15 protein-coding genes are annotated in these 14,540 nt (G+C 72.6%); 3 read left to right on the top strand and 12 right to left on the bottom strand.

The features are described 5' to 3' along the window. Window positions 1–16 precede the first annotated feature (16 nt). From glgA to QOL15_RS08730, 3 genes are all read left to right on the top strand, one after another. Entirely contained in the window at window positions 17–1,216 is a 1,200-nt protein-coding gene (gene glgA, locus QOL15_RS08740) for a glycogen synthase (RefSeq protein ID WP_071247054.1), read from the top strand. A gap of 9 nt (window positions 1,217–1,225) precedes the next feature. Beyond that, window positions 1,226–2,008, top strand: a complete 783-nt coding sequence (locus QOL15_RS08735; RefSeq protein WP_065959006.1) for an ABC transporter ATP-binding protein — start codon at window positions 1,226–1,228, stop codon at window positions 2,006–2,008. Window positions 2,009–2,153: 145 nt separating this feature from the next. Then, complete coding sequence (locus tag QOL15_RS08730) at window positions 2,154–2,402, top strand: type B 50S ribosomal protein L31 (RefSeq protein WP_065959005.1); 249 nt, start codon at window positions 2,154–2,156, stop codon at window positions 2,400–2,402. Between the two features lie 193 nt (window positions 2,403–2,595). On the opposite strand, the gene QOL15_RS08725 is transcribed toward QOL15_RS08730, so the two are convergent. The 12 genes from QOL15_RS08725 to QOL15_RS08670 form a co-directional block, all read right to left on the bottom strand. Further along, on the bottom strand, window positions 2,596–3,405 hold the full coding sequence (locus QOL15_RS08725) for a hypothetical protein (protein WP_065959002.1): 810 nt from the start codon (window positions 3,403–3,405) through the stop codon (window positions 2,596–2,598). Further along, the gene (locus tag QOL15_RS08720; RefSeq protein ID WP_071247057.1) at window positions 3,402–6,053 is read right to left on the bottom strand and encodes a phosphoribosyltransferase domain-containing protein; all 2,652 of its coding nucleotides are present in this window, start codon (window positions 6,051–6,053) and stop codon (window positions 3,402–3,404) included. Before QOL15_RS08720 ends, QOL15_RS08725 begins: the two co-directional genes overlap by 4 nt. Then, window positions 6,050–7,237 (bottom strand): HpcH/HpaI aldolase/citrate lyase family protein, encoded by a 1,188-nt coding sequence (locus QOL15_RS08715; protein WP_065958997.1) that lies wholly within the window; start codon window positions 7,235–7,237, stop codon window positions 6,050–6,052. The genes QOL15_RS08720 and QOL15_RS08715 overlap by 4 nt, the downstream gene beginning before the upstream one ends. Before the next feature lie 3 nt (window positions 7,238–7,240). Then, entirely contained in the window at window positions 7,241–7,816 is a 576-nt protein-coding gene (locus tag QOL15_RS08710; protein WP_139197462.1) for a hypothetical protein, read from the bottom strand. A gap of 347 nt (window positions 7,817–8,163) precedes the next feature. Next, window positions 8,164–8,724 (bottom strand): TerD family protein, encoded by a 561-nt coding sequence (locus QOL15_RS08705; RefSeq protein ID WP_065958994.1) that lies wholly within the window; start codon window positions 8,722–8,724, stop codon window positions 8,164–8,166. Then, complete coding sequence (locus tag QOL15_RS08700) at window positions 8,721–9,281, bottom strand: hypothetical protein (protein WP_065958991.1); 561 nt, start codon at window positions 9,279–9,281, stop codon at window positions 8,721–8,723. Before QOL15_RS08700 ends, QOL15_RS08705 begins: the two co-directional genes overlap by 4 nt. An 18-nt stretch (window positions 9,282–9,299) precedes the next feature. Continuing rightward, complete coding sequence (locus tag QOL15_RS08695; protein ID WP_071247061.1) at window positions 9,300–10,520, bottom strand: toxic anion resistance protein; 1,221 nt, start codon at window positions 10,518–10,520, stop codon at window positions 9,300–9,302. A gap of 86 nt (window positions 10,521–10,606) precedes the next feature. After that, complete coding sequence (locus tag QOL15_RS08690) at window positions 10,607–11,185, bottom strand: TerD family protein (protein ID WP_071247063.1); 579 nt, start codon at window positions 11,183–11,185, stop codon at window positions 10,607–10,609. 71 nt (window positions 11,186–11,256) lie between these two features. Then, window positions 11,257–11,838: a TerD family protein gene (locus QOL15_RS08685; protein WP_065958984.1), complete on the bottom strand. Its 582-nt coding sequence runs from the start codon at window positions 11,836–11,838 to the stop codon at window positions 11,257–11,259. Between the two features lie 20 nt (window positions 11,839–11,858). After that, window positions 11,859–12,446 carry a TerD family protein gene (locus QOL15_RS08680; RefSeq protein ID WP_065958982.1) on the bottom strand — a complete coding sequence of 196 codons (588 nt, stop codon included), beginning with the start codon at window positions 12,444–12,446 and terminating at the stop codon, window positions 11,859–11,861. A 77-nt stretch (window positions 12,447–12,523) separates the two neighbouring features. Continuing rightward, window positions 12,524–13,651: a DUF475 domain-containing protein gene (locus tag QOL15_RS08675; RefSeq protein WP_065958980.1), complete on the bottom strand. Its 1,128-nt coding sequence runs from the start codon at window positions 13,649–13,651 to the stop codon at window positions 12,524–12,526. 76 nt (window positions 13,652–13,727) lie between these two features. Beyond that, window positions 13,728–14,471 carry a 3'-5' exonuclease gene (locus QOL15_RS08670; RefSeq protein WP_370692484.1) on the bottom strand — a complete coding sequence of 248 codons (744 nt, stop codon included), beginning with the start codon at window positions 14,469–14,471 and terminating at the stop codon, window positions 13,728–13,730. Between the last annotated feature and the right edge of the window lie 69 nt (window positions 14,472–14,540).

Below are 14,540 nucleotides of genomic sequence, written 5' to 3'. Positions count from 1 at the left end.
CCGTTACGTTGAACCAGTGCGAGTCGATCTGCTGACCAGGGAGTATCCGCCGGAGGTCTACGGCGGAGCGGGTGTCCACGTTGCCGAACTCACCGCTGCGTTGCGGTCGGGGACGGAGACGGACGTCCGTGTCCGGGCCTTCGGGGCCTTCCGTGACGAACCCGACGTGTGGGCGTACCGCACGCCCGCCGGTCTGGAGAACGCGAACGGCGCGCTCCAGGCCCTCGGCACCGACGTGGCCATCGCGGCCGACGTCGCGGGCGCCGACATCGTGCACTCGCACACCTGGTACGCGAACGCCGCGGGCCGCATCGCCCAGCTGACGCACGGCATCCCGCACGTCGTCTCGGCGCACAGCCTCGAGCCGCTGCGCCCCTGGAAGGCCGAGCAGCTCGGCGGCGGGTACCGCCTGTCCAGCTGGATGGAGCGCGAGGCGTTCGAGAACGCCGACGGGGTCATCGCGGTGTCGAAGGCCATGCGCGCCGACATCCTCCGCTCGTACCCGTCGATCGACCCGGCGAAGGTCCGCGTCGTCTACAACGGGATCGACATCGACGCGTGGAAGCCCACCGTCGACGAGGACGCCGTCCGCGCGCTCGGCATCGACCCCGGCAAGCGCAGCGTCGTCTTCGTCGGGCGCATCACCCGCCAGAAGGGCCTGCCCTACCTGCTCCGCGCGGTCGCGTCGCTCCCCGAGGACGTCCAGGTCGTGCTCTGCGCGGGCGCGCCCGACACCCCCGAGATCATGGCCGAGGTCACCGAGCTCGTCGAGTCCCTCCGGACCGAGCGCGAGGGCGTCGTCTGGATCGACCGGATGCTGTCGCACCAGGAGATCGTCAACGTCCTGTCCTCCGGCACGGTCTTCGTCTGCCCCTCGATCTACGAGCCCCTCGGCATCGTCAACCTCGAGGCCATGGCGTGCGGCATCCCCGTCGTCGGCACGCGGACCGGCGGCATCCCCGAGGTCGTCGCCGACGGCCTGACCGGCCGGATCGTGCCGATCGACCAGGCGCAGGACGGTACCGGGACGCCGAACGACCCCGACCGGTTCGTCGCCGACCTGGCCGCGACGCTCGAGGAGGTGCTCGCCGACGAGGGCCTCGCGAAGCTCATGGGACGCGCGGGCCGCCTGCGCGTCGAGACCGAGTTCACGTGGGACGCGATCGCCCGCCGGACACGGCAGGTCTACGACGAGGTGCTCGCACAGAAGCCGTAGGCTGGGGCCATGCCCTCGGTCGTGCGCTTGTCAGACGTCTCCGTTGTCCGCAACGGGTCCACCATCCTCGACGGGATCTCGTGGGAGGTGCAGGACGACGAGCGCTGGGTGGTGCTCGGCGCGAACGGCGCGGGCAAGACCACGCTGCTGCAGGTGGCCGGCGCGCAGACCTTCCCGACGTCCGGTTCGGTCGAGGTGCTCGGCACCGAGCTCGGCAGCGCGGACCTGGCCGAGCTGCGGCCCCGCATCGGCTTCGCGTCGACGGCACTCGCGCGCCGCATCCCGGTGACCGAGAAGGTCGTCGACGTCGTGCTCACCGCCGCGTACGCGGTCACCGGGCGCTGGAACGAGGAGTACGAGGAGCTCGACGTCCGCCGTGCCCAGCGCGTGCTCGACGAGTGGGGCCTCGGGTCGTTCACCGATCGGACGTTCGGCGAGCTGAGCGACGGTGAGCAGAAGCGCGTCCAGATCGCCCGCGCCGTGATGACCGACCCCGAGGTGCTGTTCCTCGACGAGCCGGCGGCGTCGCTCGACCTCGGCGCCCGCGAGAGCCTCGTCCGCACCCTCGGCGGCTACGCCCAGAGCAGCGACTCGCCCGCGATCGTGGTCGTCACACACCACGTCGAGGAGATCCCCGAGGGCTTCACGCACGCACTCGTGCTGTCCGACGGACACGTGCAGGCGGCCGGTCCGATCGACGAGGTCCTGACCGGCGAGACGCTGTCCACGGCGTTCGGCATCGGGCTCACCGTCACGAAGGACGCGGGTCGCTGGACGGCTCGCGCGTCCTGACGACGCGCCGCTCCACACCCGCCCGGATGCTCCCGTGCGGGCCGGTCGTCTGGTAACGTAGACGGCTGGCGCACGCCACAGACTTCCCGTGCCGCGCTCGTCTCGATCGCGACACAGTCCGACCCATCTCAACCGAGGAATCGCCATGAAGACCGAAACCCACCCCGAGTACAACGCCATCGTCTTCCGTGACCTGGCTTCCGGTGAGACGTTCCTGACGCGTTCGACCGCGACCAGCGACAAGACCATCGAGCTCGACGGTGCGACCTACCCGGTCATCGACGTCGAGATCTCCTCCGCGTCGCACCCGTTCTACACGGGCAAGCAGCGCATCCTCGACTCGGCCGGCCGCGTCGAGAAGTTCAACCAGCGCTTCAAGGGCTTCAGCAAGTAAGCAGCCACGGCGTCCGGACGGGCGGTCCTCCCCTGGGAGGGCCGCCCGTTCTGCGTGTGCGGCGTGGGTCGTGTCGGACGGGAGGCGCGGGGCGGGCTGGTCGCGTGCCTCCCGTCCGGCGGATGGTCGGACGGGAGGCGCGGGGCGGGCTGGTGGCGCGCCTCCCGTCCGGCGGACGGTCGCTGGTGGCGCCTCAGGCGCGCGCGACCGCTGCGGCGGCGCGGCGCACGATCTCCTCGCCGGCGAGCACGCCGGACGCGTCGGTGACGGTGCAGTGCGGGGCCGTCCACCCGGCGGCGTGGAGTTCGCCGTGCGCCGGTCGGAGCGCGACGTCTGCCCAGGCGAGCATGTCCCGGTCGAGCAGGGAGTCGCCGGCGGCGACCGAGGTGGTCGCGCCGACCCGGGCCGCGACCTCGGCGAGGGCACGTTCCTTGCGGATCGCGCGCGGCACGGCGTAGAGCTTCCGGCCCTGCAGCGAGACGACCCAGCCGCGGGCGTCGAGTTCGGCCGTGAGGGTCGCGAGCGCGTCGTCGGGGAGCTGTGCTCGGTCGACGACGGCGTAGACGAACAGCTCCTCGGCGCGGTGGTTGCGGAGGAGCGCCCCCTCGGGGAGGAGGGCGAGGAAGCGTTCCTCGGCTTCGGGCAGCGGTGCACTCGACGCGTCGATGTCGGTGCGGAGCGTCCGCGTCCAGTCGGCGTCCGGCTCGCCGTCGTGCAGCACGACGGCGCCGTTCGTCGTGACCGCCCACCCGGCGGTCGGGAGCGGGAGGCGGATGCGACGGTACTGCGCCACCGTCCGGGTGGTGACCGGCACGACGGTCGCGGCGCGGGCGAGGTCGGCGAGGGCGGTCTCGGCTGCGCGTGTCATGAAGGACAGCGGGGCACCCTGGTAGACCTCCGCGACGACGAGGGGTGGGGCATCCTGGTCGGGGCCGCCGAGGAGGAGCGCGGCGGCCGAGTAGACGAGGGTGCGGTCGAGGTCGAATCCGACGAGGGCGGTCACCGGGCGACCCGGGTCGGTGTCGTGGGGGTGTCGGTCGTGGTCGCGTCGGGTGCGGTCGCCGTTGCGTCGGTCGTGTCGGTACCCGCGTCCGTCGCGGTGCCGGTGTCGGTCGGCACCCCTTCGCTCACGCGGCTGCCGAGGGGGTGGATGAGCCCGACGCAGCTGTAGGCGAGGTCGGGGCGGGTGACGACCGGCACGCCGCGTTCCCGGGCGAGCGCGACGACGTGCGCGACGTCCACGTCGTCGGGGTCCCGCACGAGCACCTGCCACGGGACGCGCCGGAGCAGCACCCGGGTGGTCTCCCCGACGCCGGGCTTGACGAGGTGCAGGTCCGCGATGCCGAACTCGGCCCCGATCGCCTCGACGGTCCGCATGCCGCGCCAGTCCACCGCGCGTCGGGCGACGGCGTCCGGCCCCTCGTCGGCCAGGGCGGCGCGGACACGGGGGAGGACGGCGCCGAAGTGCGCCTCGATCGCGGCGACGAAGGCCTGCGAGTGGTCACGGGCGGCGAGGTGCCGGTACTGCTTCGCGCCGTGCAGCGTGCCGAGCGGCGTCACCGCGCGGTTGAACACCGTCCGCGAGACCAGCCCCGAGACGGTCGAGTTCAGGCACGCCGAGGGCACGAGGTAGTCGTCGCGCGTCCCGTGCAGCGGGGTGCACCCGGCCGGGTCGGCGAGCACCGCGAGGTCGTCGCGGAAGCGGACCCCGTCGGAGGCCGCGAACCGGTCGAGCGCGTCGGTGAGTTCGCGGGTGATGGCGCCCTTGCCGGTCCAGCCGTCGACGAACACGACGTCGTCCGGGTCGTGGTGCGCGGCGAGCCAGCGGAGGGCGGTCTCGTCGATGCCGACCCCGCGGACGATGCTCGCGGTGCGGTGGGGGAGCAGGACGCCGTGCTGACGCTCGGCCCACCGGCGCATGAGGATCCCGACCGGGGTGCCGGCTCGGGCGAGCGACACGAGGACCGGTCGGCGGCGGTCGCGCAGCACGAGTTCGGTGACGACGCCGACGGCCTCGGCGATGCGCTCCGCCGAGCGTGCCAGCGCGTCCTCGTACAGCCGCTCGTAGGCCTCGGACGGGACGTACTCCACGGGCAGGGACTCGGCGTAGTTCGCGCCCTCGAGCTGGATCGCGCGTTCCCGGTCGGCGGTGTCCGCCTCGAGCGCGACGTCCGCCAGGTCCTGCAGCAGCCAGGTGACGTCGTCGGGCGTGTAGGAGCCGAAGGAGGGGCCGGTCAGGGGTCGGGGCCCGGCGGCGGTCGACGCCGTCGGGGCCGTGCCGGCCGACGTGGACCCGCTCGACGCGGGGACGTGGAGCGGGGCCTCGACCAGGACGACGTGCGCGGTGACCGCCGTCAGGGCTGCGAGCAGGCCGTCGTCGCCGTCGAGCAGCGCACGGTCGGTGCCGGGTTCCGGCAGCACCACGATCGCGTCGAACCCGTGGACGTTGTACGCGAAGCGCTCGCCCGGCCCGTCGACGGTCCGTTCCCGTGAGCGGAACCGGACGCCGGAACGCACCGGCCAGGCCGGGTCGTCGAGGACCGCGACGGGCGACCGGGTCGTCGTGGACGACGTCACGTCGACACCGGTCCGGCGCAGCGCATCGGCGACCACGAGCGGCGTGTGCATGTGCTCCTCGGTGCCGAGCACCAGGACGCGTCCGGGCTCCTCACCGAGGATCCGTCGGAGGTCGGCAGCGGTCCCCTCGACGTCGGTCCGCGGCAGGCGGCTGCGTCCGGCGGGCACGCCGTGGCGGTCGACGTCGGTCGGTGCGGCCGTCAGCGCGGTCACGCGACCCGGCCCGCTCGCGCCGCTCGTCGGGGTCGTCCCGTGGTCGGCCACGACCCGTGCGGCGGTGTCGACCAGGCCGTCCGGGAGCGACACCGAGCCGCGTCCCAGTCCGACGACGGTGACCGGGGCGCCGAGTTCGCGCGCGAGGTCGTCCGTCGCGGCGACGTCGGCGGGGGAGCGCAGGTCCACCAGGCTCGCGACGACCCAGCGGCGCTGCGGCGCGATCGCGTGCAGTGCTCGGATCGTCGCCCGCGCGGTGGCGCCCGTGCTGAGCTCGTCGTCGACGAGCACGACCGTGCCGTCGGTCGGCAGCCACTCGGGGTCGCTCGGGAGCAGGCGGTGCGCGGTCGCGTGCGAGTGCGCCTCGTCGAAGCCGGCCGCCGCGGTGGCACCGACCGGGTCGTGCCGGGTGGAGTGCAGGTACCGGGCCCCGAGCGTCTCGGCGACCATCGCCCCGAGGGCGGTCGCGGTCTCGGCGAAGCCGAGGACGAGCACGTCTGGTGCATCCGGGCGGTGGACCGCGAGGTCTGTGCGGAGGGCGGTCGCCGCGCGGTGCAGGTCGGCGTCGGAACGGTCGGCGTCGAGCAGCGCGGCGAGGCGGCCGGCGGCACCGGCGTCGAGACGGGACCCGCCGTCCAGGGCGTCCGCGACGCGCGCGCCGAGTGCCTCGCCGGCGGCGAGGGCGACCGCGGGCACGGTCGGGACGTGCTTCGCGAGCACGGTCGACACGAGCAGGTGCGCGCGCTTCGGGTTGCGCCGCAGGGCGACGCGGACGAGGGCGGCGAGCGGGACGAGCGGGCCGCGTGCGGTCGTCGCGTCGGTGAGGACGACGCCGAGGTCGGCGGGCGTGGGGATGGTCACGGCAGGCTCCGTTCGAGCAGGTCGACGAAGGTCACGTCGGGTGCGGCAACGCCGAAGGCCCGGGCGCGGAGCAGGGTCCGGGTGGCCCATTCGTGGTGCGGCTTCATCTCGTTCATCTTGTTGCCGTAGCGGGACGCGGCGGCCCCGCCGGCGGTGTTCGCGAGCACGTCGGAGGCGTCCGAGAACTCCTCGTCGGTCACGACGGACATGGCGTGCACGAGCGGGACGTGGCGGGGGTGGATGACGGTCTTGCCGGTCAGTCCGTTCGCGCGGTCGAGGGTGACCTCGCGGAGGAGTCCGTCGAAGCCCTCGAGCAGCAGCTCGCGACGCAGTCCCGGGTCACCGGCCTGCTCGAACGGCGTCGATCGGAGCTGGGTCCGGAAGACCCGGTCCGAGCCGGGGTAGTGCTCCCAGACCGGACCCGACACGACGAACCCGTCGCGCGCCCGGCCGAGCACGTTCACCACGTCGCCGATCACCGACGCCAGCATCTGCACGTCGTAGACCGTCAGGTGCGAGGGTCGACGGAGCCCGTAGACGCTCGACAGGTCGGTCGCCCCGATCCGGACCGCGAGCACGTCACGTCGGCGGGCGAGCAGCAGGCCGCGGATGGCCGCGAGGGCACCGACACGGCTCTCGCGGTGCATGATCGACGGCGACTCCAGGATCGGCATCACGAGCAGTCGTCGGTCGTCCCCGCGGTCGACGTTGAGCCCGTCGAGCACCTCGAACCACCGTGCGCCGCGGCCGTCGCTCGCCTCGAACTTCGGCAGCACGATGCCGCTCAGGGCGTCGAGGGCCGCGGGACCGAGTCGCCCGGCGAACCGGGCGAGGTGCTCGGCGTCGCGCACGCGCAGGAAGAGCTGGGGGAGCGCGGCCACCGCGTCCGCGCCGGAAGCGGCGAGCTCGCGGAGGGCGGCGTCGACGTTGTCCTCGGCGCGGGGCAGGTCGGTGTCGGCCACCGAGTCCTCGAGGCACAGCACGATCGACGCGGCACCGAGGTCCCGCTGGCGCAGGACGTCGCGGACGAGGTCCGGCCGGATGCCCGGCGTGTAGAGGGTCGCTCCGAGCGCGACGGCGCGGAGGTCCTGGTCGCTCGCGCGGGTGACGTCCTCCGGCGGCGTGCGGAAGAACGCCGCGTGCCCCTCGGGATCGCTGCGCTCGAGCTGGGCGAAGTGGCGCACGGGTCAGGCTCCGATCGGCGGTGCGGAGAGGGTGAACCCGAACGCGGCGAACACCTCGCCGTCGTGGAGGACACGGGGGAACGGTTCGGCGCGGAGTTCGACCTCGCCGTCGATCACGGACAGCGCGGTGATCGTCATCGTGTCGGCGGTGCCGGGGTCCACCGCGAGCGTGGTGCCGTCGTGCAGGGCCACGACGGTGCGGTCACCACCGCGGTTGATGAACAGCGCGCGGCGCAGGGTGCGGACGTGCCGGAGCGTCACCAGGGCCACGTCGCCGTCGAACCCGACGAGGGGCCGGTTGCCCGGGGTCTGCACCGGGCGGCCGGCGGAGCGACCATCGAGGGTGAGGGCGCCGACCACGTGGTCGACGCTCTCCCAGACCGTGCTCGTGCAGCCGGAGACGGCCAGCGTGCCGACCGCGGAGCGCCGGCGGTCGACGCGGACGACGGGCGTCTCCGCACCGAGGACCTGGACGTCACGGGGGTCGGGCGCCGGGAAGGGCCGGACCCGTGCGGCACGGGCGGCGAGCCGCGCGGCCACACGTGCCGACGGCCCCTGCGCGGCGGGGGCGCCCGACACCGCGGACGGGCTCGGCGTTCCGGACGCGCCGGCGCCGCTGGCCGTCCGTGCCGGGCTGGGAGCGGTCGCCGGGACCGGTGGCGTGCCGGTCGCGCCACCGAAGGACAGCTGGAGCCCGGCACCGCCGGGACGCGGGCCCGTGCTGGCCCTCGTGCTCGTGCCTGCGGGAGCGGGCCCCGTCGACGCGCCGCGGGAGGGCTCCGGTGCGGTGCCGGCGGGGCCGGTCACCGGTGCGCCGGGGGTCGGACGGTCGCCGGTGTGCGCCGTGGTCAGCGTGGCGGTCGTGGCGTCGGCAGGGGTGGCGGGCCTCGGGCGTGTCCGCCGCCGGAGCCACGGGTGCGCGGAGGTCACCGGGCGCGACCGATGCCGTGGTCGGCGCGCAGACCGGTCAGCCCGGTCGTGTAGCCCTGGCCGACGGCCCGGAACTTCCAGTCCGACCGGTGCCGGTACAGCTCGCCGAGGATCACCGCGTCGATGGTGTGGTTGCGGTCGGCCGGCACCGCGAACGAGACGAGCTCGCGACCGTCCGGTGCGCACACCCGGATCGCCATCGACCGGACCGACCCGAGGTCACGCGGCGAGCGGCGCTCGGGGTCGAGGTAGAGCGCGAACACGATCTTGTCCACGACCGCGGGGACCGAGACGAGGTCGACGTCGATCTCCTCCTGGTCGGACTCGTCGAGGTACCGGACGGAGGCGTCGGCGCTCTCGAGCTGGTTGAAGAACACCAGGTCCTCGTCGGACAGCACGAGGCCGTCCTGCCCGCAGACCAGTGCGACCGGCACGAGCTCGGCGGACGGGCCGCGGCTCGGGATCTGGTCCCACGAGATGCCGACCACGACGGCCTGCAGGTCGGGGTTCTCGGCGGTGAGCGCGGCGTTCGCCCCCGGGACGAGCCGGCCGGTCACGAGTCGGCTCCACGCAGGCGGAGACCGGCGTCGCCGTCGCCGAGGCGGTCCCGGAGGAAGCGTCCGTGGGTGGAGAGTTCGGCGATGGCTCCGCTCCTGATCTGTTCGTGCATGTCCTCGACCGTCTCGGCGACGACCTGCAGCTGGTCGGCCAGGGTGCGGGTCGCGGCGCTGTCCTCGCGCCGGTCGGACGCGGGCAGGGACCGGTACGTGCGGACCGGTGTGGGCAGGTAGTCGTCGACGACGGCCTGGAACAGGTACCGCTGCTCGGTCGAGGCCCCGCGCGCGACGGTCGTGCCGGCCGCGTCCCGGAGCAGGTCCTCGACGTGCCGGACGCGGGAGGCGATCACGGTGGGGAGGTCGTCCCCGGCGGCGCGCACGAACGCCCGGAGGTCGTCGAGCCCCGCGGCGACCGCGCCGTCGTCCGCCGCACCGCCCGCGCCCCGGACGTCGATCCGCGCCGCGGCCGCGGCTGCCGCCTCGTGCGCGGTGGGCGCCGGGGCCTGGTCGTCGCGGTCGTCGTCGCGGCCGAACAGGGACCGGAACCGGTCACGCACGGCGCGCGACCGTCCGGGTCATCGGCCGACCGACCGGGGGTCGTCGTCCGTCTGCCGGGCGCGCTCCAGGTACGGCTTCGCCCGCTGGATGCCCGACTCGAGCGCGGACACGGTGGACGCCATGTTCTGCGCGGCCTCGGAGCGGAATGCGTCGATCGCGTCCATCGTCTGGAACACGTTGTCGAACGCCTTCTGCAGGGTCTCGACGCTCACGCCCGAGTTCGTTGCCTGCTGGTGGATGCGCGTCGTCTGGTCGCGCAGCATCTCGCTGGTCTGCAGGATCATCGCGTTCGTCGTGTTGTTGACCGCGTCGATCTGGTCGAGCACCATCCGCTGGTTCGCGAGTGCCTGCGCGACGACCACCGCGGTGCGCAGGGCGGCGATCGTGGTCGTCCGGGCGCGCTCGACGCCCTTGATGAGCTCGGTGTTGTTCTTGCGCACCAGGTCCATCGCGAGGTACCCCTGCACCGAGACGGCGAGCTGCGTGAGGATGTCCTGGTGTCGCTGGCGCACCGGGAAGAGGACGTCCGACTCGAGCTGCTGGGCGGCCTCGACCTTGCCGGCGTTCCGGAGCGACTCGACCTTGGTGACGGTCGCCTGGTCGAGGGCCTTGGCGAAGACGGCGTACTCGCTCAGCTGCTGCATGGTCTCCCACAGCTGCACCTTCTCGTCGGCGAGGGTGGCGTTGTCCTTGCGGAGTTCGTCCTGCCCGGCCATGAGCGACTTGATGATGTGGTCGAGCTGGGACTGCGCCGACTCGTAGCGCTGGAAGTACTTCGCCAGCTTGTTGCCGCCCGGGATCATCCCGAGGATCTTGCGTCCGGTGCTGAGGTCGGCCTGGTTCGGCGTGAGGTCCTCGACCGTGGACCGCAGGTCGCCGAGGGTCGTGGCGACCCGCACCTGCGCGTCGTCGCCGGAGCGCTTGGCCCCGGCGACCGACGACTGGGACCGCTCGAGCATCCGCGACGAGAATCCGCCGGAGCGGGCCATCTCACTGCCGGCGATCTGGTTGATGCCGTCGATCTTCTGCCCGAACTCCGGGGAGCGCGGGTCGAGCGCCGCGACCTCGTCGACGAACTCGCGGGCCTGCGCCGCGATCTGCGTCTGCCGCTCGGCGTCGACCGGCACCATGCCCGGCGCGTCGTCCGGGGTGATCGTCTCGGCGGCGTCGGCGGGCCGGAGGACGAGGGCGTCCTCGGACGAGTCGGCGGGTTCCGGCGGTGCGAGGGGTCCGGGCATCGTTGCGCTCCTGGGTCGGTCTGCTCGTGCGGGTCGTGCGGTTCGTGCAGGTGGTGCGGGTGGTGCGTGGTGTCGGGCCGGGCGGGTCAGCCCAGCTGCACGCCGAAGTCCGTGGCGATGCCGGCGAGGCCCGTGGTGTAGCCCTGACCGACGGCGCGGAACTTCCACTCGCCGCCGTTGCGGTAGACCTCGGAGAAGATCATCGCGGTCTCGGGAGCGGCGTCCTCCGACAGGTCGTAGCGGACGATCTCGGTGCCGTCCTGGTCGAGCACGCGCGAGTAGGCGCTGCGGACCTGGCCGAAGTTCTGGCCGCGGGCGTCGCCCTGGTCGATGGACACGACGATCACCACGCGCGCGACGTCGGCGGGGAGCGCCTGCAGGTCGATGCTGATCTGCTCGTCGTCGCCCTCGCCCTGGCCGGTGCGGTTGTCGCCCTTGTGCTCGACGGCTCCGTCGGCGCTGCGCGGCTGGTTGTAGAAGATGAAGTCGGCGTCCGACCGGACCTTGCCGGACTCCCCGATGAGGAGCGCCGAGGCGTCGAGGTCGAACTGCTCACCCGAGGTCGTGCGCGGGTCCCATCCGAGGCCGACGGTCGCGACGGTCAGCCCGGGGCTGGTCTTGGTGAGGGAGAGGTTGTTGCCCTTGGCGAGCGAGAGTCCGGCCATGGTCGGGTTCCTTCCTGGTGGTGCGGTGGGTGGTGCGGCGGACACGGCCGGTCGACCGTGTCCGCGTGGCGTCAGTCGAGGACGACGCCGAAGTCGGTCGCGACGCCGCGCAGCCCGGTGGCGTACCCCTGGCCGACGGCGCGGAACTTCCACTCCCCGTTGTACCGGTAGATCTCCGAGAAGATCATGCCGGTCTCGGAGGCGGCGTCCTCGGTGAGGTCGAAGCGGACCACCTCGTTGCCGGTCTCGTCGTTGACGACACGGCAGAACGCTCCCCGGACCTGCCCGAAGTTCTGGTGCCGGGCGTCGGCCTGGTCGATCGTCACGACGATGACGACGCGGTCGACGTCGGCAGCGACGGCGTCGAGGTCGATGAGGATCTGCTCGTCGTCGCCCTCGCCCTCGCCGGTGCGGTTGTCGCCCTGGTGGACGACCGAGCCGTCGACCGACTGCAGCTGGTTGTAGAAGATGAAGTCGTCGTTCGAGCGGACCCGGCCGTTCGCGCCCACGAGCAGCGCGGACGCGTCGAGGTCGAACTGCTCGCCCGCGGTCGTCCGCGGGTCCCAACCGAGGCCGATCATCGCGCGGCGGAGGCCCGGGTCGGTCTTGGTGAGCGAGAGGTTGTTGCCCTTGGAGAGCGAGAGGGTCGCCATGGTGGGTCCTTCCGGGTCGATCAGAGCGCGGCGGCGGCCGGGGCGATGAGGTCCTGGACGGTGCGGCCGTCGGCACGCTCGCCGATCGCGCTGAACGACCAGCCGTTCGCGCCGCGGGACACCTTCGCCATCACCATCGCGGTGTGCGGACCGGACTCGGTCAGCTGGTACCGGACGACCTCGGGGGAGCCGGCGGTCGAGTCGTCGACCACGCGGCAGAACGCGTTCTGCACCCGGTCGAACGTCTGGCGGCTGTAGCTGCTGATCACGAACACGATCTGCGCGACGGCGGGGTGCACGGCGCTGAGGTCGATGCGGATGGTCTCGTCGTCGCCCTCGCCGGCACCCGTCAGGTTGTCACCGGTGTGCTGCGCCGAGCCGTCCTTGCTGCGGAGCTGGTTGAACCAGACGGTGTCCACCGCGGAGCCCTGCGCGTCGAAGAAGATCGCCGAGGCGTCGAGGTCGACCTCGGCCTCCTTCCGTCCGCCGAACAGCCCCCGCTTCGCGGCGACCGCGTCCCAGCCGAGACCGAGACGGACGCGCGACATCGCGCTGCCGTCCTGCTTCGTCAGGGAGAGCGACTGACCCTTCTGGAGGCTGAGACCCATGGTGTGACCCTTTCGTCGGTTCGTGTGGTGCGCGGATCGGGTCGCGCACCCTGGGGGAACGGCTCAGTGCACTCGGTTCAGTGCACGAGCGAAGCGGGCCGCTCGGCCTGCTCCGTCTCGGCCTTGCGCCGGTTGCGGACCACCGAGGACGTGAACGCCGCGAGGATGAACACGACGCCGATGAGGCCGGTGACGACCTCGTTGACCTCGGTCGAGATGGTGACGAGCAGGATGACCGCGAGCGCACCGATCGCCCAGTGGGCGCCGTGGTCGAGGTACTCGAACTCGTCGAGCGTGCCCTGTCGGACGAGGAACACGGTCAGCGACCGGACGAACATCGCCCCGATGAGGCCGAGGCCGAGCGCGATGATGATCGGGTCCGCGGTGATCGCGAAGGCGCCGATGACACCGTCGAACGAGAACGACGCGTCGATGACCTCGAGGTACAGGAAGAGCAGGAACGCCGCGCGGCCGGCGACGTGGCCGACCCGGCGCTTCTTCGTGATGCGGTCGGCCTCGGCGACCATGTGGTCGGCGCTCTCGAGCGCGTCGCCCTCGTCCTCGGGGTCGTCGACGTCGAACAGCCCGCCGAGTCCGGTGACGAGGAAGTAGGTGACGAGCCCGGCGATGCCCGCGATGAGCACGACGCTCTGGTGGTCGCCCGACGTCACGGCGAAGACGGCGAGGAGCACGAGCGCGATGACGACGTTCACCATCGGCAGCTTGCCGACGAACTGCAGCGGGCGCTCGAGCCAGCGCAGCCACAGGATGTCGCGCTCCTCGAACATGAAGTCGAGGAAGATCATGAGCAGGAACATGCCGCCGAAGGCCGCGATCTGCGGGTGGGCCTCGTGGAGCAGGTACGCGTAGGTGCCGGGCTCGTCGATCGGGCCCTTCTCGAGCGCGAGCTGCACGGCCTCGACCGGGTTCAGCTGCGCCGTGACGCCGACGATGAGCAGCGGGAACAGCACGCGCATGCCGAACACGGCGATGACGATGCCCACGGTGAGGAACATCTTCTGCCAGAACGGGTTCATCCGCTCGAGGATCCGGGCGTTCACGACGGCGTTGTCGAAGCTCAGGCTGATCTCGAGCACGCCGAGGATGAGCGTGATGACCACCGCGCTCCACCCGCCGTAGACCAGGGCGGTGGCGAGGGCGATTGCGGTGATCACGAGGGACCACCCGAAGGTCTTCAAGAACACGTGCGGTCGTCTCCCGATCGGTACGTCGTCCAGCGGTGGGCGGGACGGACCACGTCGATCTGCCCCCGCCGTGATGCTACAGGTCCGCGGCCCCGCGGTGCGGCCAGCGACCGTCGGCCGTGAATGACGGGTCGCGCTTCTTGCGCATGTACTCCTGGAACGAGCTGGCCTGCTCGGCGCACCAGCCGACCTGCTTGCGGTGCAGTTCCTCTGCGGAGACCCCGAGCTCGTCCGGGTACTTCTTCGCGATCGCCTGCGCGACCCGACCGGCGGCCACCGCGTCGGCGCCGGCGTCGTGGGCGTCGGACAGCGTCACGCCGTAGGTCTCGGAGGCGGCCTCGAGCGTCCGCTTGCCCTTCCGGTACGTGTCGAGCGCCTTGTCCATCACGAGCGGGTCGACGACGTTGCCGATCACGGGGGAGGGCAGGCCGTGACGCCGGGCCTCGCGGTCGAGGACGGTGAGGTCGTACGGGGCGTTGTAGATGACGAGCGGGATGCCCCGTGCGAAGACGGCCTCGACCGCGGCGATCACCTCGGCCACGACCTCGGCGGCGGGGCGACCCTCGGCCCGGGCGCGCTCGGTCGTGTACCCGTGCACCGCGGCGGCGCCCTCGGGGATCTCGATGCCGGGGTCGGCGGTCCACGCGCCCTCGACGATGGAGCGGCCCGTCATGTCGATGAGGCCGACGTGCGCCGTCACGATCCGTGCGGTCTCGACGTCGACGCCGGTGGTCTCGAGGTCGAACACACCGAGTGCGTGCCACCAGGGCCGGCCGGAGAGGTCCTGCACCGTCGGGGCGTCCGGCGCGGCCGTGTCGATCGCTGCTGCGGAGGAGGTCACGTCACGAGGCTAACGGGACGCACCGACACGACCACCGCGACCCGCCCG

The sequence above is a fragment of the Curtobacterium sp. MCBA15_012 genome (assembly GCF_001864935.2).
Taxonomy (GTDB): Bacteria; Actinomycetota; Actinomycetes; order Actinomycetales; family Microbacteriaceae; genus Curtobacterium.
This window is presented reverse-complemented; position numbering and strand designations above follow the sequence as displayed.